16 protein-coding genes are annotated in these 18,504 nt (G+C 70.0%); 14 read left to right on the forward strand and 2 right to left on the reverse strand.

Features of this window, described 5'->3' with window-relative positions:
• Positions 1 to 34: 34 nt before the first annotated feature.
• Genes AB0B66_RS08290 through AB0B66_RS08300 form a run of 3 tightly spaced genes read left to right on the forward strand, consistent with a single transcriptional unit; the run spans position 35 to position 6,283 of the window.
• Positions 35 to 1,447: a hypothetical protein gene (locus AB0B66_RS08290; RefSeq protein ID WP_360524845.1), complete on the forward strand. Its 1,413-nt coding sequence runs from the start codon at positions 35 to 37 to the stop codon at positions 1,445 to 1,447.
• The gene (locus AB0B66_RS08295; RefSeq protein WP_360524848.1) at positions 1,440 to 3,437 is read left to right on the forward strand and encodes a hypothetical protein; all 1,998 of its coding nucleotides are present in this window, start codon (positions 1,440 to 1,442) and stop codon (positions 3,435 to 3,437) included. Before AB0B66_RS08290 ends, AB0B66_RS08295 begins: the two co-directional genes overlap by 8 nt.
• A complete protein-coding gene (locus AB0B66_RS08300) occupies positions 3,434 to 6,283 on the forward strand; it encodes a helicase-related protein (protein ID WP_360524851.1) in 2,850 nt (949 codons plus the stop codon). Before AB0B66_RS08295 ends, AB0B66_RS08300 begins: the two co-directional genes overlap by 4 nt.
• Here the strand turns inward: AB0B66_RS08300 and AB0B66_RS08305 are convergent.
• Positions 6,268 to 6,780, reverse strand: a complete 513-nt coding sequence (locus tag AB0B66_RS08305; RefSeq protein WP_360524854.1) for a DUF4352 domain-containing protein — start codon at positions 6,778 to 6,780, stop codon at positions 6,268 to 6,270. The genes AB0B66_RS08300 and AB0B66_RS08305 overlap by 16 nt on opposite strands.
• A gap of 324 nt (positions 6,781 to 7,104) precedes the next feature.
• Between AB0B66_RS08305 and AB0B66_RS08310 the strand changes: the two genes are divergently transcribed.
• From AB0B66_RS08310 to AB0B66_RS08360, 11 genes are all read left to right on the forward strand, one after another.
• Positions 7,105 to 7,905, forward strand: coding sequence for a hypothetical protein (locus AB0B66_RS08310; RefSeq protein ID WP_360524857.1), 801 nt, complete (start codon positions 7,105 to 7,107; stop codon positions 7,903 to 7,905).
• Between the two features lie 54 nt (positions 7,906 to 7,959).
• Complete coding sequence (locus AB0B66_RS08315) at positions 7,960 to 9,123, forward strand: hypothetical protein (protein WP_360524860.1); 1,164 nt, start codon at positions 7,960 to 7,962, stop codon at positions 9,121 to 9,123.
• Positions 9,120 to 10,604, forward strand: coding sequence for a hypothetical protein (locus tag AB0B66_RS08320; RefSeq protein ID WP_360524863.1), 1,485 nt, complete (start codon positions 9,120 to 9,122; stop codon positions 10,602 to 10,604). The genes AB0B66_RS08315 and AB0B66_RS08320 overlap by 4 nt, the downstream gene beginning before the upstream one ends.
• Positions 10,601 to 11,920: an AAA family ATPase gene (locus AB0B66_RS08325; protein ID WP_360524866.1), complete on the forward strand. Its 1,320-nt coding sequence runs from the start codon at positions 10,601 to 10,603 to the stop codon at positions 11,918 to 11,920. Before AB0B66_RS08320 ends, AB0B66_RS08325 begins: the two co-directional genes overlap by 4 nt.
• Positions 11,863 to 12,069 (forward strand): YdeI/OmpD-associated family protein, encoded by a 207-nt coding sequence (locus tag AB0B66_RS08330; protein WP_360524869.1) that lies wholly within the window; start codon positions 11,863 to 11,865, stop codon positions 12,067 to 12,069. The genes AB0B66_RS08325 and AB0B66_RS08330 overlap by 58 nt, the downstream gene beginning before the upstream one ends.
• Positions 12,070 to 12,176: 107 nt before the next feature.
• Complete coding sequence (locus AB0B66_RS08335) at positions 12,177 to 13,349, forward strand: branched-chain amino acid ABC transporter substrate-binding protein (RefSeq protein WP_360524872.1); 1,173 nt, start codon at positions 12,177 to 12,179, stop codon at positions 13,347 to 13,349.
• A gap of 543 nt (positions 13,350 to 13,892) precedes the next feature.
• Positions 13,893 to 14,303 (forward strand): hypothetical protein, encoded by a 411-nt coding sequence (locus AB0B66_RS08340; RefSeq protein WP_360524875.1) that lies wholly within the window; start codon positions 13,893 to 13,895, stop codon positions 14,301 to 14,303.
• Between the two features lie 155 nt (positions 14,304 to 14,458).
• Complete coding sequence (locus tag AB0B66_RS08345; protein ID WP_360524878.1) at positions 14,459 to 15,688, forward strand: serine hydrolase domain-containing protein; 1,230 nt, start codon at positions 14,459 to 14,461, stop codon at positions 15,686 to 15,688.
• A gap of 32 nt (positions 15,689 to 15,720) precedes the next feature.
• Positions 15,721 to 15,843, forward strand: a complete 123-nt coding sequence (locus AB0B66_RS08350) for a hypothetical protein (protein ID WP_360524881.1) — start codon at positions 15,721 to 15,723, stop codon at positions 15,841 to 15,843.
• A 391-nt stretch (positions 15,844 to 16,234) separates the two neighbouring features.
• Positions 16,235 to 16,843: a hypothetical protein gene (locus AB0B66_RS08355; RefSeq protein WP_360524883.1), complete on the forward strand. Its 609-nt coding sequence runs from the start codon at positions 16,235 to 16,237 to the stop codon at positions 16,841 to 16,843.
• A 77-nt stretch (positions 16,844 to 16,920) separates the two neighbouring features.
• The gene (locus tag AB0B66_RS08360) at positions 16,921 to 17,526 is read left to right on the forward strand and encodes a hypothetical protein (RefSeq protein ID WP_360524886.1); all 606 of its coding nucleotides are present in this window, start codon (positions 16,921 to 16,923) and stop codon (positions 17,524 to 17,526) included.
• A 58-nt stretch (positions 17,527 to 17,584) separates the two neighbouring features.
• Here AB0B66_RS08360 and AB0B66_RS08365 read toward each other — a convergent pair whose 3' ends face one another.
• Positions 17,585 to 18,361, reverse strand: coding sequence for a class I SAM-dependent methyltransferase (locus AB0B66_RS08365; RefSeq protein WP_360524889.1), 777 nt, complete (start codon positions 18,359 to 18,361; stop codon positions 17,585 to 17,587).
• Positions 18,362 to 18,504: the final 143 nt, after the last annotated feature.

Below are 18,504 nucleotides of genomic sequence, written 5' to 3' on the forward strand. Positions count from 1 at the left end.
GCCTCCCTCGGCGCGGTTCCAGGAATACTGGCAATTGCTGGAAAACAATGGAGGACTGTACAGTGATGAAGCGGCACCGTCCAGGCCGGCCACGTACGGGTTACACCGACCACTGCACGACAAGCCTGCAGATCACCAGGAGGACGCCTTGCCTTTGGCAGGACTGACACTGCCCGCAGTATCCGCCTACGACCCTCCCGTGAGTGGTGAAGGCAGCCTCGATCCGGTCGGCCTGGCGAGCATCTCGGACCGTTTGGCTGACCTGCTCGTGCCCGGTTTGCGGGCCCGCATGGGCCAGGTGCGGTTCGTGACCGCCATCGCGGTCGGCTCCCTGGCCTGCGAGCCCCTGGCCGAGCAGGTCCCCGCCGACGGGATCTCCACGCCGGCGATCTGCTTCGAATGGCTGGCAGTCGAGGCCTTCGTCCGCAAACTCGGCAAGGAGCTCCCGTCAGGCATCCCGGGCAGCCAGAAGGCGCGGGCGGTCCTGCAGCGTTCGCAGCGGCTGTCCGCGGCGACCTATCTCAAGGGCCCGTCGGTTTTCGGATTCAACGGCGTGTACAAGCCTTTCGCCGTTGACGCGAGGGTGGTCGGACCGGGTCTGGAGCCGGGTACGCGCTGCGCCGATCTGGTCCGGGCCTGGGAACACGACCAGGACCTCAAGGGGTTCACCGACGACGTGCCGGGCACCACCGGACACGATCTGCGCAAGAGAATCCGGCTGGAAGTACAGGACGCGCTGGCGGCCGGCGGTTGCCGGACAGCTGCGGGCAACCGGGTGTTCGGCCAGCTCGCAGCCGCGTTGCGCCCCGATGACATGGGCCCGACCGAGCGGCGGGTCCTGCGCTCCCTGATCACCGACCCGGGCCACGAGACACGTGCCGAGCTCGCCGGACTCGTCGCCGACCTCGACCCGAGCCGGTACGAGGCAGAGCTGCTCGAGTCGGTTCGCCCCCGCTGCTCACCGGCACTGGCTCGGATCGTCGACGCCGTCGTCGCTTACGAACAGTTCGCGGCCCTGGTGGATGCCGGGTTCCGGACGCTGTGCTCCATCTCGTACTCGCTCGGCGGGCAACCCTTCACTCCCGCGGCGGCCCGCGAACACGAAACGATCAGGCATTGCGCCGACCATTTACCCGCGAGTTACCGGCGTGCGGCCGATGCGGTCGCGCAGGTGCTGCCTGACGCCGTTCTGGAACATCGCCTGGGTGAGCTGGCGTTCCCACGTACACCCGCCGAGCTCGCTGAACAGCTGCTCGCCCACCACGAGCAGGTCCAGGCCGGCAAGCCGCCCCACGGGCGGCGGCCCTGGTTCGAGCCACTGCGCGGTGGCTGGGTCGTGCGCAAGGCCTACGGCGCGGGAGACCCGCCGCAGCTGGGCCCCTGGTTCGTGCACCCGGTGCGGGTCGCTCCGCTGCTGCGCTTCATGAAGGACACCGCCGATGAGTGACGTCCGCCTGCTCGACCACTGGTCCGCGCCCGACGGCGCCGGCGCGCCACTGGCGTGCCTTGCCGCCAGCTTCACCTTCGACGTCGACTTCTTCACCCAGGACTGCATGTCGCGGTTCCTCGGCCTGTCGACGGTGTCGGCCGAAGGCGATCACATCTCATCGATCGCCGCGGTGCTGGAGGAGGAGGACCGGCTCAGCGAAGCCCAGGTCACGGTGCTGGTCGATCGCAGCAGCCCGGCGGAGAAACGCAATCTGCGCTGGGATCTGCTGCCCGTGGCCGCCCCTGGAGGGCTCCTGCACGCCAAGGTGGCAGTGCTGCTGTGGCAGCGGCACTGCCGCATCGTGATCGGATCAGCCAATCTCACGCCCGCCGGCTACCGCAGACAGGTGGAGCTCGCGCTGGCACTGGAACTCGCCGATGGCTGCCAGGTGCCGCGCCAAGTCTGCGACGACCTTGTGGCCGAGCTGCGCCGCATAGTCGCCCTGGCCGCCGGGCCGGAGGACATCGGACCGAAGGCACGCGCACTGCGCACGGTCGACCTGCTCGCCGACCGGGTGGCCGAGCTCGGCCTGCCGACGCGGCCTGAGGGACCGATGCGCCTGGCCGTGGCACCGGCCCGGCCGGGCATCAGCCCGCTGGTCCGGCTGGCCGACGTGTGGCAGGGGCCGCAGCCGCTGCGCGCCACGGTCCTGTCGCCGTTCTGGGACGACGGCCGGCCGGCACACTCCGTCGCCGCGGTCACACAACTGCTCACCGGTCGGCCGAAGGACCGACGCGAGCTGACCCTCCTGGTCGGGATCGACTCGCACCGGGGCAGCCTGCAGGGGCCGCCGACGCTGGCGGAACAGCCCGGCGCCCGGATCGCGACCTACACCCCGCGCGGCGACGAACCGCGGCGCCTGCACGCCAAACTGATCATGGTCGAAAGCGACGAGTGGGTCGCGGCGATGGTCGGCTCGTCCAACGCCACCACCCCCGGCCTCGGCCTGCACCCGCGCATCGGCCACCACGAGCTGAACCTGTGGATCGGCTGTCCCGCCACCGGTGGCGACGCCAAGGCACTACGTGCCCTCGCCGGCACCGGCACACCCGTCGAACTCGACGAGCAGGTCTGGGAGACGGTGCCCGACGAGGACGAACCAGCCGGGCCGCAACTGCCCACCGGGTTCATCGACTGCCTCATCGAACCGGGGCCGCCGACGCGGGCAAGGCTCACGCTGGAGCCGGCTGACCTGCCTGCTGCCTGGGAAATCATGCACCCGGCAGGGCAGACGGTGCTTGCTGCCAGTCGGTGGCAAGCCGCGGGCGCGGCCGTGCACAGCAGCGTGGACCTGCCGGCCGGGCCGCTACCTGCTTACCTGGTCGTGTGCTGGAGCGACGCCGGCATGGCATACCAGGCCGCGCTGACCGCCAATGTCGCCGACCGCACCACGCTGCCGCCGCCGGCCGAGCTCGCCGAGCTGCCTGTCGACGTCCTGCTCGCCGCGCTGGCATCCACCCGGCCGCTGCCGTACGCGCTCGAACAGTCACTGCGCGACCGCCACGGCACCAGCGCCAGCGCGGTCGAACGGGAACTGGACCCGCTGCGCCGCTTCGACGGCAGCGGCCTGCTGCTGCAGCGCACCCGTCGGCACTCCCTGGCCCTGTGGCGGTTGCAGGAGCGGCTCAGCAAACCCGCCACCAGCGTCGACGCCTTGCACTGGCGGCTGCACGGCGCCTTCGGCCCGATTGCCATCGCCGACGGCCTCGTCGCCGCACCTGAGCAGGACGCCGTCGCAGGCGAGCGCCACTTCCTCGTCGCCGAACTCGCCCTCACCGTCCGGGCTGTCGACTGGCCGACCGCCACCTCTGGTCTCGATCAGGCGACAGTCCGCGAACTCGTCACCCAGACCGTCGAGCAGCTGCGGCAACGCCGGGACAAACTTGGGCCGGCGCCTGACCCCGCACTTGACGCATACGTGCGCGATGCCCTGGAGGCCAGCCGGTGAACTGGACGCTCAGCGCAGACCTCACCCTGCACAACGATCGCGTGCCGGCTGACGACGCCGCACGGCAGACCCGTACCGCCGCGGAGATCCTGCGCCGCTTCGCCGACCAGCCCGGCGTCGTGCTGGCCGACGAGGTCGGCATGGGCAAGACTTACGTCGCGCTGGCGGTCGCGGTCAGCGTGCTGGCGGCGACCGGCCGCCAGCGGCCCGTCGTCGTGCTGGTCCCACCAGCCGTGGCCGACAAATGGCCGACGGAGTGGGAGGTGTTCGCCGAACGCTGCCTGCCCGCCGGCCACGGCCTGCGCGCCGCACCCCGGACCGTGCGCCACGGCAGCGATCTGCTGAAACTGCTCGACGACCCGGCCGAGACCCGGCAGCACCTGATCTTCGTGACGCACGGCGCGCTCACCCTCGGCCTGTCCGACCCGTTCGTGCGGCTGGCCCTCCTGCGGCAGGCGACGCGCCGCCACGCGGACCTGCTCAAGCGCCGCGACTCGCTGGCCCGCTTCGCCGGTGAACTGCTGCGCGACCAGCGCTTCCGTGACCGCGACCTCGTTACCGACCTGCTTGGCACTCCGCCCGGCAGGTGGCGTGACCAGTGGCGGCGCCGACGTCCTGACCAGCCCCTGGACGACGATCCCGTGCCTGCGGCGCTGCTGCAGGCCGTGGAACGAGTCGACCTCGGTCCGCTGCAGGAAGCGATCCTGACCGTGCCCGTCTACCGCACCGCGACATTCGACGAGCGCATCAAAGACGCCCGCCGGCTGCTCACCACCGCGCTGAACGAGACCTGGACGGCCAGTCTCCAAGCGCTGGATGTCACCCTGCCACTGGTGATCCTCGACGAGGCACACCATGCCCGCAACGACACCCAGCTGGCGAAACTGTTCGCCAACGCGGAAGCGGAAGACGACGCCGACGCGCTGCAAGGGCCGCTGGGCAACATGTTCGAACGCATGCTGTTCCTCACCGCGACACCGTTCCAGCTCGACCACCGGGAACTGCTGCGGGTGCTCGACCGCTTCCACGGCGTACGCTGGCCCTCGCCCGGTGCCCGCAAAGCGTTCGACGACCAGCTCGCCGACCTCGAACAAGCCCTGGACCGGGCCCGGGCGACCGCGCTGTGGCTGGAACGGACCTGGTCACGAATCGATCCGGCCGACGCGGACACGGTTGCCGCGCTCACCTCGCTGGACCCGCGGCAGGACCAGCCCGAGCGGGTGCGAGAAGCACTCGTCGTCGCCGGCGAAGCCCGCACCGACCTGCGCCGCGCGCAGGACCTGCTGCGGCCCTGGGTCATCCGGCATCTGAAGCCGCACAAAGCCCAGCGACGCCGCTACCTGCCTGGACGCGGCATCACCGACAACGAGCCCGCGCCGGTCGGGCTGGCAGTGGGCGGCTCTGCGACGCTGCCGTTCCTGCTCGCCGCGCGAGCCCAAGCGGTGGCATCGCTGGACCGCACCGGCGAGCGCGCCACTCGCGCCTACTTCGCCTACGGCCTGGCCTCGTCGTTCGAGGCGTACGCCGAGACCCGCCGCGACCAGGCACCCGCGCAGGACGAGCGGCCCACCGACGAGCCGGTGGGCCGGACCCGGCAGCTCGACTGGTATCTCGACCGCATCGCGAAGGCGCTGCCTGCGGAGACCGCCGACGAGTGGGCCCGCCACCCCAAGATCGCGGCGACGGTGCGGCGGGTGGTCGATCTTTGGTCCGCCGGTGAGAAGACGCTCGTGTTCTGCTTTTACGTCGAGACAGGGCGGGCACTTCGCACCCACATCTCCCGCGCGCTCAAGGCAGAGATTCTCGACCGTGCCGCGGCCGGACTCCAGCTGGAAGGCCAGAACGAGACGGAGGTGCTCGCTGCGCTGGACCGCGTCGGGGAACGGCTGCTTCGTAGCGACGTCCGTGGCTACCAGGTGTTCCACGACCGCGTCAGGGAGCAGATGGGCGGGCTCGACGACACCTCGGCCGAGCGGGCCACGGAGATCGTCGTGCGCTTCATGCGTACCCCCTCGTTCCTGGTCAGGTTCGCAGACCTGCTCCCGGACATGACCATCGACGACCTCATCGCCGGGCTCGACCGCCACGACTCCTCCGGGACGACCCTGAGCGACCGGGTTTCCGCGTTCGCGCGTTCGCTCGGGCAGCAGGTGGTGGCTGAACGCCACGAGCTGCTCGACGCACTGACGACCATCCAGACCGGTGGTATCGCCGCAACCGCCGACCACTACGACCCTTCGGAGCGCTCGCCGCGGCGGGAGCTGCTGCTGCCCAACGTGCGCCTGGCCAATGGAGGAGTGCGGGCCGACACCCGTCGGCGGCTGATGCTCACGTTCAACACGCCGTTCTTCCCGGAGGTGCTGGTAGCCAGCTCGGTCATGGCCGAAGGCGTCGACCTGCACCAGGACTGCCGGCACGTCATCCACCACGACCTTGACTGGAACCCCAGCACGCTGGAGCAGCGCAACGGCCGCGTCGACCGGATCGGTTCCAAAGCCGGGCGTACGGGACGGCCGGTGGTCATCTACGAGCCGTACCTGGCGGGTACGCATGACGAGAAGATGTTCCGGGTGGTCAAGGACCGTGAGCGCTGGTTCGGTGTGGTGATGGGCGAGACGCCGGACTCCGGCGAGTGGGCAACGGAGCGGCAGGCTGCGCGGGTGGCGCTGCCGGAGACGGTCGCGGCGGCCCTCACCATGGATCTGTCCCTGGTTGGCAAGCCTGACCCGGACGACGGCAGGGGCCCGGCCCGGCTGGTGCACCAGCGTGGACCAGCCGACCGGGCACAGCCGGGCGGCCCGGCCGACGGGACGCCGGCCGGGCGGTCAGGTCACAGCGCCCAGTAGGCGGCGGGCTTGTCGAAGTCCCAGCCGATACCCTCGATCTGGATCCGGCCGCCGTTGAGGTCGGCCTTGGACACGTCGAAGACGATCTTTCCGGCCACCTTCTGGCCCTGCGACAGGTCGATGCTGTCCAGGGCCCGCTTGAAGCCGGAAGCGTACGCGGTGTCGCGCACGGTGCCGTCCTTGGCGACGAACTTGAAGTTCGCGGGGCTGGCGTAGTGCGTACCCTCCTTGCACACCACGGTCACATCGAAGGCCAGGTAGACACCGCGCTCAGGCTTGCTGCCCCAGGAGCCGGGCTCCTTGGTGTGCTGCTTGCCGTTGGCGAGTGTGATCTCAACGGTGTCCTTGTCGCCGAGGCCGTCGTAGCTCAGGGTCACCGCCTGGCCGACCTTCGCGACGGTGGTCGTCTTCTCCGGAGCGGGGCTCTCGATGGACTTGCCCTCGCCGCCGGTGACCGAGGACGAGGTGTCGCCGGACCCGGCACCGCAGGCCAGCATCGTCAGGGTGGTGATGGCAGCGGCAGCGGTGACCAGGAGGTGCTTGCGGGTCGTGGAGGTGGTTCCCTCCGCGATTGGTCTGTAGCCGTTCGGTCTGGATGCTTGCGCGCAGCCCGACACCGAATGGAGATTGCTGGTAAATACTGAAAGAACCTGGAGGAATGTACATGCTCGGCGGGGCGCTGTCCACGCCACTCGTGCTACTTGCCCTTCTTGCAGCTCAGGGCCAAAGCTGCTGGTTGTGTTCATCGCGGCGGCGCCGCGTGATGTCGGAGCGGCGACTGGTTGTTGCTGGGAAATGCTGGAATCGGTATGGTTACGTCCGTGACAGAGGCAGCCGAGGCGCTCGAGCGCCGCATCGACGAGCTGCGTGCCGCGGTGCGCCGGGCGGTGGCCGGCGGCAATGCCGAGCGGGCCAAAGCGCTACGCGTCGAGCTGCGCAGAGTTGAGCGCGAATGGGACGACGCGCTCGAGGCCATGGCCGAACGTGTCGAACAGGCGGACAAGGCAGCTCCGGTTCGCCCCTCGGCGCCGCTGCTTCCGCTGCGAGAACAGGTGCACCAGGCGCTGGTGCTGCTGGGCGCGCCGGCCGCACCGAAGTTGATCATCGCGGTGCATGAGGCCTTCCAGGCCGGTGAGATGGTGCCGGCGCGGTTGACCAGCCTCCGTCGAGACGAGGAACGGTCGTTCCGCTCCGCCCCCTATGCCCGGCCCTATTATCTGTGCTCGGCGTTGACTTCCGATCTGCTGTCGCCGGCCCGGGGTCTGCTGGCGGTGTCGACCTGGCCGATGGAGCGGCGGATCATCGGTCCCCTCAGTCCGCGAGTCGATTTCCTCACCGCGGCGATCCGCCTCGCCGAGCACGTCGAACGGATACCGAATCCTTCGCCGGCGGCGGTCCGGCTGCTGTGGCGGTTCGCCGCCAACATCCCCGACGCGGCGTTGCGTGCCGATGCCATGACGCCGGTGAACGTCGCGACGGCCGCCAAGGCGGAACTCGACATCCACGCCGATGCCGACCGGGTCCACCGCGAAGCCGCCGCGAAACGAGCGAAGAAGCAGCTCGACGACGTGAAGCAACTGTTCGGCACCCAACTGCGCGAAGCCGGGGCTGTCGCCGAGTGACAAGGCGGTTACTCTCCTAACTTCTTCTGACGCTTCCCCCGCGAAGGAAACCCTGTGCAGAACGACGACACCGAGAGCCGCCTGCGGCGACTACGCGGGCGCGTGCAGCCCAAGCGCCACAACGCGCGCACCATCGCAGCGCTGACCAGCAATCCGGGTTGCGCCCGGCGCGGCGTGTGCGATGCCGCAGGTGTCGACAAGGACGCCCTCGCCAAACGAGTCGGATTCCCGGCCCGCTTCGGCCAGTCCTCATTCGCGATCACCCGGGGCAACGCGTTCGAGGCGCAGGTCAAGGCCAACGGCTGCGCCGAGCTGCTGACCCTGTTGCGCGAGGTGCTGAATCTGGAGATCACCGAGGTCGGCTACACCGACCTCGACGAGGTCGGCGGAAACGACAGCCAAGGCCTGCGCCACGCCCACTCCCGCTCGACGCTGCTGGCCGCCGCGGCCGGGCGCGACGACGTGGGCACCCTGTTCGACCATCCGCTGCTACGCATGGAGGTCGCAGGCAACGGCGTCTACCTGGAGCCGGATCTGATCGCGTTCCAGTACGCGGGGATCTTCCACATCATCGAGATCAAGTCGTTCGCGGTGATCGACGGGCAGGCTGACGGCGGGAAGGTCGCCTCCGCCGCGATCCAGTCCGCCGTGTACGTCCACGCGCTGCGCGCCTTGCTCGGCAACGACGATGCCGTCTCGTCCGACATCGTGCTGGTGTGCCCGAAGGACTTCTCGAACAAGCCCTGCGCGACGAAGGTCGATGTACGCAAGCAGCTGATCGTGCTCAAGCACCAGCTCAACCGGTTGGCCGGCATCGACTCGCTGCTCGATCCGCTGCCGGCGGGTCTCACCCTGGACCTGGCCAAGGACGACGCCGGGCAGCCCGCCCGCACGCCGGCGGAGCTCGTCGAGGCACTGGGTTGCATCCCGGCCCGGTACTCACCCGAGTGCCTGGCCAGCTGCGAGCTCGCGTTCTTCTGCCGTGAGGAGGCGACCGGCGAGACCGCGGCGCTGGGAAAGAGCGTGCGCGAGGAACTCGGCGGGGTCGAGACGGTCGCCGCGGCGCTCGGGCTGGCCGCCGGGAGTCTGCTGCCGTCCGAGGAGCAGGCCGAGATCACGGCGTTGCTGCGTGCCGCTGCGCGTATCTACGGTGAGTCGGCCCCGGCTGTCACGGCCGCCGGCGGCTACGCACCCCTGGTGGCGCAGGCGGCGGCATGAGCGCGATCACCTCGTACGCCCGGGCCATGGCGGTCGCGGCCCAGGTCGCACAACCGATCGCGACCGTGCGCCACGTGCACGTCGCGGACCGGCCGCTGGTGTTCGTGCCGCTGACCCTGGCCGGGGAGGCCAACGCACCGCTGGCAGCCCTGGTCGGCGACGCCGAGGACGTCCCCCGGCTGCTGGTCGTTCCGCAGCCGCGAGACCGCACCCAGCGGTTCGCGTTCGCGGCCGAACTCGCTGACGTTGTCGTCGGCTACCTCACGTCGTTCTGCGGCGCCGCGGACGAGATCAAGGGCCAGGTGTGCTTCCGGAACGCCCCGCAGATCCTGGTGCCCAACCCGGCCGGGGTCGGGTTCGTCAAACTGTTCGGCCGCTCGACCCGGTTCCGCAGCACCACCGGGCCGTACGCGGTCGCGCCGAACGTGCCGCTGCTCGGCCGTTGGCTGACCTGGTTCGCCGAGCGCGCCGAACATCCCGGCTCGGCGAACCTGCTCGCCATGACCGAGGTGCTGTCGATGCACTGGGCCACCGGGCAGAGCGCCATCGAGGACGCCAACCTCGCCGCGCAGCTCGGCTGGATCAGCCCACCGCCGGGGCGCACCGGCCCGCAGGCAGCGCGCGATGCCGAGGACCCGCTGCTGTGGCCACCCGCCGGGCCGACCACGGACCCGGTGTTCGACAACGAAATCCTCGCCCCGGCCATCCGCAACTACAGCGGCACCGAGCCCGGATCACCGAGCCAGGCACGAGCGGTCGAGCGGCTGCGGCAGGCGCTGCACAGCCAGCTCGAACCGACATGGCGCCTGATGTGGCACGGCGTGGCCCGGCTGCGTGAGCTGACCGCCGGGGCGTCGGTCGAGGGCCGGTGGATCGACGACCGGCTGCGGTTCACCGGCTTCCACGAATACCTCGTTGACGGAGGGCTACCGCAGGCCCGCCGCGACGGAGCGATCGCCGCCGCGCGTCGGCTCAACCGGCTCGAGCGCGCGCAGCTCGCCTATGACGTCGCCCGCGCCTTCGACGACCCGCTCGTCATGGCGAACCACCGCGCCGCCGGCGAGGCGTTCCTCTGCACGGTCACCGATGTCGAGCGGGAGCGCCGCGTCGCCAACGCCAACGGCAACGCGGTCACGCGGCCGCTGATCGTCGTACGCACCGCGGACCCGGCGCTGATCGCACCCGGGGCCGAAGTGCGCGCCGTCAGCCGCCAGCAGCAGAAGGCGGTGGTCGTGGCCGTCGACCCGCAGCCCGCCGGCGCCGATGTGAGTTTGGAGATCCAGAGCGGGATGGGCAGGTCCAAGACCCCGCCTCCAGGCACCGTGCCGGAGATCGGCGAGACGCTGATCTACACGGCGGTACTGGCCGACAGCATCCCGTCGCCGAAACTGCCCGACGCCGAGGACACCCCGTGGACCCACGGTGGCCCGCCCCAGCCCTACGTGCCCAGCGACGACGACGCCACGGAGGTGTGGGAATGAACGCCTTCGACCCGTCCGGCCAGGCTGAGCAGGTCATTCAGGCGGTGCTCGCCGATCTGCGCTCCGGTGCGCGCCGCGGTGTGGTCGTCGACTCCCCGCCCGGCGCCGGCAAATCGACCCTGGTCGTACGAGCCGCCGCGGAACTCGCCACCACCGGTGAGCCGCTGATGATCGTGGCGCAGACCAATGAGCAGGTCGACGACCTTGTCGAACGGCTTGCCGTGCCGTTGGCCCAGGCGCTGCCGGGAGCTCGGGTCGCCCGGCTCAGCCGGGCCGGATATGAGGCCCCGGCGCGTATCGCCGGGCTCTCCAACGTCGACGTCGACAGCGACCTGGCCGCGCTCGGCACCCCGGCGGTGACGATCTCGACCGCGGCGAAGTGGGCGCATGTCAAAGACCGCACCTGGCGGTGGGCGATCGTGGACGAGGCGTACCAGATGCGTTCCGACGCGCTGCTGGCGATCGCGCCGCGGTTCGAGCGGGCGCTGTTCGTCGGCGACCCCGGCCAGCTCGACCCGTTCTCGACCGTGGAGAACGACCGGTGGCGTGGCCTGTCCTGGGACCCGATGCAGAGCGCGGTCGCGGTGCTGTTGCGCAACAACTCCGACGTGCCCGTGCATCACCTGCCCGTGTCGTGGCGGCTGCCGCACAGCGCGGAGAAGGTTGTCGCGGAGGCGTTCTACCCGTACACGGGCTTCCGGTCGGGTACCGGGCCGGGGGAGCGACGGCTGACCTTCGCCACGAAAGGCTTCGGGGACACCGCACAAGACCGAGTGCTGGAGCGGGCGGCGGAGACCGGCTGGGGGCTGCTGGAGCTGCCAGCACGGCACACGATGCGCACCGACGCCGAAGCTGTTTCCGCGGTGGCTGAGCTGGCACGTCGGCTGCTGCAACGCGGGGCGAGCACACACTCCGAGCGCGGCACCCAGCCGGTGACGGCGCAGCGGATCGCGATCGGTGCCGCGCACCGGGACCAGGTCGCCGCGATCCGGGCCGCACTCGGTGACGCCGAGATCACCGTCGACACCGCCAACCGGCTGCAGGGCCGCGAGTACGACGTGACGTTTGTGCTGCACCCGCTGTCGGGCCGACGTGACGCGACCGCGTTCCATCTGGAGGCGGGCCGGTTGTGCGTGCTCGCCTCCCGGCACCGTCACGCGTGCGTGATGGTGGCACGGGCAGGCATCCGCGAGCTGCTCGACGCGCACCCGTCGAGCGAGCCGGTGCACCTTGGGCAGCCGGTCAAGTTCCCCGACGGGTGGGCGGCCAACCAGACGGTGATGGCTCACCTGGAAGGCCACCGGGTGCGCGCCTGATAGGTGGCGTCGTAGGCGTCGCCCGCGCCGCCTACGACAAGCTCGCCCACAGCCACAAGCGCGAGCATGTGCACGCCGTCGAGAGCGCGAAGAATCGCGGGACACGCCGGCGGCGTGTCGAGAAGGCCATCGCGACCCCACGGAGTTGATCCCCGAAGGACTCCGCACGTCGATCCCACCGAGTGGGACGCTCCCCGAGTGGCGACGGAGGTCGGGAAGGTGGCTGATTTGAGGATTAATCGTCACAATTGCGGGCATGAAATTTTCGGGGGTGCTCGGTGGCGCGGGTCGGCGGCTGCTGGCCGCGGTTGCCGTGCTCGCCGTGGCGACGGGCACTCTCGCGGCTTGTAAAAAAAGTGATGAAAATGACGAAAAACCTCCCATCCGGCTCGGGGCGCTGCTCCCGCTGAGCGGATACTTCGCCCCGACCGGCCAGCCGATGGCCGACGCGTACAACATGGCGGTCAAGGAGGCCAACGAGGCGGGCGGCGTACTGGGGCGCCCGGTGGAGATCGTCTTCGGTGATGACGCCTGCGACCCGGCCGCGGCGGTGGCCGGCGCCAACGAGCTCGTCGGCAAGGACATCACGGTCTCGGTGGGCGGCGGGTGCAGCGTGGCGGCCGTGCCGAGTCTCAAGATCTTCCACGCGGCGGGGATCCCGATGATCATCCCGGCTGCCAACTCCACCGATCTGCTCGCGCCCGGGTACGACAGCGTCTTCCTGCTCGCCGGAACCACCAAGCTGGAAGCGAAACGCAGCATCGAGGTCATGGGCGAGCTCGGCGTCCGGCGGCCGGCCATCGTCGATGACGGCACGAGCTTCTCCGACACCCTGGCGTCGGAGACGACCACGTTCGTCCAGGAGGCCGACGGCGGGACGACCTTCACCGGGCGGCAGCGCGTCAGCCAGGGCGCGACGAGCTATCCCCGGGTCGTCGCGACCGTGCTACAGCAGCGGGCCGACCTGGTCTTCTACACCGGCTACTACGCCGAGGCCGCCAAGCTGGTCCGGGACCTGCACGCCGCCCACTACACCGGCAAGATCCTGCTCGCCGACGCGGGAACGGACCCGGCCCTGCTCAAGCAGATCACCCCGGCCGAGGGGGACAACCTCTACGGTCTCTCGCTGCCCGTGGCCCAGTTTATGCCACAGGCGTCGGCGTGGGCCGCGAAGTACCGCGCCGCCTACGGCAGACAGCCCGGACCGTTCACCATGCAGTCGTACGACGCCGCCCGGCTCGCGATCAACGCGATCGCCCGCGCCGGCACCACCGACCGTGAAGCCGTCCGCAAGGCGATCGCCGACACCGAACCGGGCGACGTCCAGCTCCTGTCGGGACCGTCGGAATTCCGCCGGGACGGCACGCAGGTCAACCCGACCTTCCTGCTGCTGCGGGCCCAAAACGGGGCGTTCGCCCTGGCGGACTAGCCACAGGCGCGCTGGGTCGCAGGTGAGGCGGGCCACCTGCCGTCGAGTCCTGTCGGTCATGACCTGGCTGGCTGCGCCGGCCGTTGCGCACCGTCCACCACCGGCTCCGGCAGTTCATGACAACAGCGGGAGTCCCTACCCGCATTCAGCCCGGCTGGGCGGCCGCCCGCAACGGATCGGCCTGACCTCCAGCACGCGACGGGCCGAATGCCGCCGTCAACCGATCCGCTTTCCGCCCGCCGTGCTGTTTCCGGCTGCGGCACCGGGCAAGCCCGTACCGCCGGCGACCCGAGGACTGCTGGTCGAATGCGGGCTGAGCAGGGTCTTTCGCCTGCAGCGGGCGTCAGTGCGGGCGTCGCGTCGTCGTGTCAGCGGCCGTGTCAGGACGGCGACGGCCCCGCGACAGGACGCCCCGCGATCGTAAGCGCCATGAACGGTTCAGCCACACAACCGCAAGGCCCCGAGAGCAACGCAGCACACACAGGATCCACGTCCCGCCCCCCACTCAACGCATCCGCGCCAACGCCGAAGGAGCACACCACCATGTCCCTCACCCTCACCCTCAGCGACCAGGACAAGCGCACCCTGCGGACCGCCGCGTACGGTGCGGTCTCGCTCCTGGCAGCGGCCGGTGCCGCCGGCGGCTCCCCGCACCGGATCGCCACCGACGGCTCCATCGCCCTGGCCTCGGCCACCGGCCCGGTCGGCCACGTGCTCGCGGCGAAGACCAGGGACCTGAAGCTGAAGGGCACCTCGGTCGCGCAGATCGCCGACCAGGTGCTGCCCGCCCTGACCGAGGCCATGCGCCTGCTCAACCGGCAGGCCCCCGTCGAGGCCGGCAACTTCCGCGACACCGTCCTGCTCGCCCTCGAAGCCGCCACCCGCAAGGACGGGGCGAGCCCCACCACCGCGGACATGATCAGCAAGATCACTGCGGCGCTCGACGCCGCATGACCTGCCGCCCCGGGGTCCGCGCGGACCCCGGGGCCCTGGACGGCCGATCCACACAGCTCAGAACCGGCGTCGAGGCGTCGGCTGCTCCGGGATTCCGCTCGGCAGCACGACACCGAACCGCTCCCGCACCTGACGAATACACCAGGAGACTCATCATGAACAACGACAACCGTGGCTTCTCCCCGACGGGGCTGCGCAAGATGCACGACGTGCTGGCACGCCACGTCGACTCCGGCAAGATCCCCGGCCTGGTCGCCCTGGTCAGCCGCGGAAACCAGACCCACGTCGAGACGATCGGGACGATGCGCCACGACGGCGGCCCGCCGATGCAGCGCGACAGGATCTTCCGGATGGCCTCGACGTCCAAGCCGGTCACCGTCGCTGCGGCCATGATCCTGCTCGACGAGTGCCGCCTGCGGCTGGACGACCCGGTGCAGCAGTGGCTGCCCGAACTCGCCGACCGGCGGGTGCTGACCCGGATCGACGCCACGCTCGACGACACCGTCGCGGCGCGGCGGCCGATCACCGTACGCGACGTGCTGACCTCCACGTTCGGGCTCGGCATGGACATGACCGCGCTCGGCACCCCGATCATGGGCGCGATCTTCGAGCAGGGGCTCACCCCGAACCTGCCCACTCCGATGCCCGAGCCCGACGAGTGGCTGCGCCGGCTCGGCGCGCTTCCGCTGATGCATCAGCCCGGCGAGCGCTGGCAGTACCACATCAGCAACGACCTGCTTGGCGTGCTCGTCGCCCGGGTCAGCGGCCAGACGTTCGAGGCGTTCCTGGCCGAGCGGCTCTTCGAGCCGCTGGGAATGAAGGACACCGGCTTCCACGTACCCGGCGACAAGATCGACCGGCTGCCGCCGCTGTACGCGCCCGACCCGCAGACCGGGGAGTTTCACGTGTGGGACGACGCGGTCAGTGGACGGTGGAGCCAGGCTCCGGCGTTCGCCGGCGGCGGTGGCGGGCTGGTGTCCACGGCCGACGACTACCACGCCTACTTCCGGATGCTGCTCAACAACGGCGTGCACGGCTCGGAGCGGATCCTGTCCCGGGCTGCGGTCCAGCTGATGACCGCCAACCAGCTCACAGCCGAGCAGACCGCCGCCCGTACCGCCATGGCCCGCGACAACGTCCACATCTCGTTCGGCCAGGGCCAGCACGGCGGCTGGGGGTACGGGATGGCGGTGCGCACCTATCGCGGCGACTACGCCAACATCGGCCAGTTCGGCTGGGACGGCGGCAGCGGCACGTCGACCTACGCCGACCCGAACGAGCAGCTCACCGGAATCCTGCTCACCCAGGTCGGGGCGTCCGTGCCGGACTCCATCCGGGCCATGCACGACTTCTGGACCACGGTCTACCAGGCGATCGGCGACTGACGTCCGTCTGCGCCCGGTTGGGGGCGCCTGTCATGGCGTTCGACATCGGCACAGGCAAGGCGGCGCGGCTCATTCGGGAGTCGCGCCGCCGGGCGTCTGCGATCGGGACCGGCGATGCGGTCGGCTTCGCACTGCTCGATCATGCCGCGGTCTGAAGCCGGGCTCTGAACTTGCCTCCGGAGGCGGCCTTCGTGCTGGCCACGGCCCCGTTATCAGGTTGTGATGCAGTCGACTTGGTCGACGGACCGTCACGGATCGCCGTCCGCTTTGTGGCAGCCACGCACTGCTGACCGAGTCGGAATCACTGCGGGTGAACGCCGATTCGGCACTGTGATCGGAGTCCGTGAATCAACCGGGCGAAGCAGGCACCCGCGCTGGGCAACCGATGGGTAATGTCCGGGCTCCCATGAAGAGGGGCGCTGCCGGCGGGTGAGAACCGCGGTGGGCGCCCACCCTCTTCTGGGACCTCCCGGCAGAAGCGGGGAGCGGCCGCGGTGCTAGAGACACCGCAGCCGCTGCAGTTCTCTCATGATCTAGGGGACCACAATGAGAACACGAGCGATCGTACACGCTGCGGCGAAGCTGTCAGCCGTGCTGGCCGTCAGCGCCGTGCCCGTCCTGGTAGCGCCGGCCGCCGCCAGCGCCCAGGACGTCGCACCGATGGCCATCACCTGCGACCCCATCGGGGTCACCTGGTTCTCCTGGAAGAACAAGGTCAGCTCCACCGTGTTGACGCACTCTTCGGCCTGGGACAACATCACCAACATCACCCAGTCGGGAGCGCTGCAGACGCAGACCGCGACGGCCGTCACCTCGACGATCACGAACACGGTCGGCACCGGCGTCAGTGCCAAGGGCGTCATCGCCTCAATGGAGATCAATTACAGCCTGCAGCTTCAGGACGCCGGCACCTCGACGACCACGGAGACCGTCACCGCGAACGTGAGCGTCCCGCCGCACAGCACCGTGGTCGCCTACGGCGGCACCATCCGGTACACCGCCGACTACGAGCACTTCAAGTGCCCCTCGGGCGTCGCCGTCCGGGACCAGTACGGCAAGGGCATCTCGTGGGACACCATCCGACGGGGCTGGGTCGACTGCTCCATCAGCACCTCGAACACGCTGGCGAACCTGGCCAAGGCCAAGGAGTGCTGAGCGCGCCACCCGAGCGGCGCTGATCGGCAGGCGGCAGGGCGGTGACGCCCTGCCGCCCTGAATCTGAAGGAAAACCCATGCGCAGACTCCTGATGTCCACCTGTACGGCGCTCGGCCTGCTCGCCCTGACGGCGTGCACGGCGGCGGCTCCGGAAACACCCGCCGCAACCCCGGCGACCCCACCGGCCTCCGCTGCCGCCGCCGCGCCGCTGACCTGTGCCCAGCAACCGCAGCTCAGCTGGGGCGAGCTGCGCTCCGAAGACGTACTGACGCGGGCCGTTGTCATGACGGTGGGCAAGGGTTCGCAGGTGACCGAGTCGACGACCGTGGACGTGACGCAGGTCGTTCCCGGCGTCGTCGGAGCGGACCTCGCCGAGGACTTGAAGTCCTACCTGTACGCCCAAGCCGGTGAGCACACCGGGGAGATCGTCGACGGTGGTCCCACGCCGACCGACGTCGAGGGCGCCTGGGACCCCAAACTCGCCACCCCCGGTCGATACGTCCAGTATCTCGGCGTGAAGAAGCTGACGATCAGCGTCTCCATCGCGTGCGATGGAAGGAACGCGTCGGCGCAGTTGACAGGCTGGCGAGGTTCCCGCGCCGGAATTCTCGAATGCACCGTTACGCCTTCGGCGACCCAGGTCATCGCCAACGAAGCCAAGAAACGCTTCTGCACCGCCTGACCCGCTGCACGGGCACCCTGACCGATGCCGGTCAGGGTGCCGGCCCAGACGAGGTGGCCTACTGCGGACGCGGCCGAAGCTCGGCCCGCAACTGCAGGAACCGGAACAGCCCTGGCCGGCCGGCGACCTTCTGGTACTCGTCGACGACGGCGTCGACGAACGCGGGAACCTCCTCAGCCGGCAGCCGTGACGTCCAGTCCGCGAACCCGACCGTGCACCACTGCGCGAACTGCTCGCGCGAGCCGAAGTCCCATTCCCGGTCGACGACCGAACTTTGCACGACCTCCAGGCCCGCGCTGCCCGCGATCGCGGAAAGCTCGTCGGGCTCGATGTGCACATACGGCTGAGCGAAGCCGGCGAAGGCCTGCGCCCAGCGCGGATCGCGCACCGTTTCCATCGCGACGCGTTCGATGCTCGGGCGGTCACCCTGGCAGACGACCTGCACGAGCACCCGACCGGTGGGTTTGAGCGCCGCCGCGATGTTGCGGTAGGCGGTCTGCTGCTCGGCCACCCAGTGCAGCGCGTTGAACGAGACCACCAGGTCGAAGTCCGGCCCGAAAGCCATCGTGACGACGTCGCCGACCTGGAACGACACGTTGGTCAGCTGGTCGTCGGCGGTGCGGGCCACCTCGATCATCCGCGGCGACGGATCAACACCGAGCACCGCTCCGTCGGGCACCATGGAGGCGATCAGCCGTGTCACGAATCCGTCGCCGCAGCCTACATCGAGCACCTGCTCGGTGCCCGCGACCGTCACGGATTCCAGGCAGGCCGTCGCCATGGCTCGCTGCAACGCGCTGATGTGGGCGTAACCGGCGCCGTCCCAATCGGCCATCCGCACTCCCGGACGTCATTCAACTGAAGCACGCCCAGCCGGTACCGGACCGTTCCCGGAGCCGGCTGGCTCGTCATGCATTCTGCCGCCTGCGCCGGGCGGAAACCGGTCGACGCCTTTTCTGGATCGGTTCAAGGCGATGG

The sequence above is a fragment of the Catellatospora sp. NPDC049111 genome, assembly GCF_040648615.1.
GTDB lineage: Bacteria > Actinomycetota > Actinomycetes > Mycobacteriales > Micromonosporaceae > Catellatospora > Catellatospora aurea.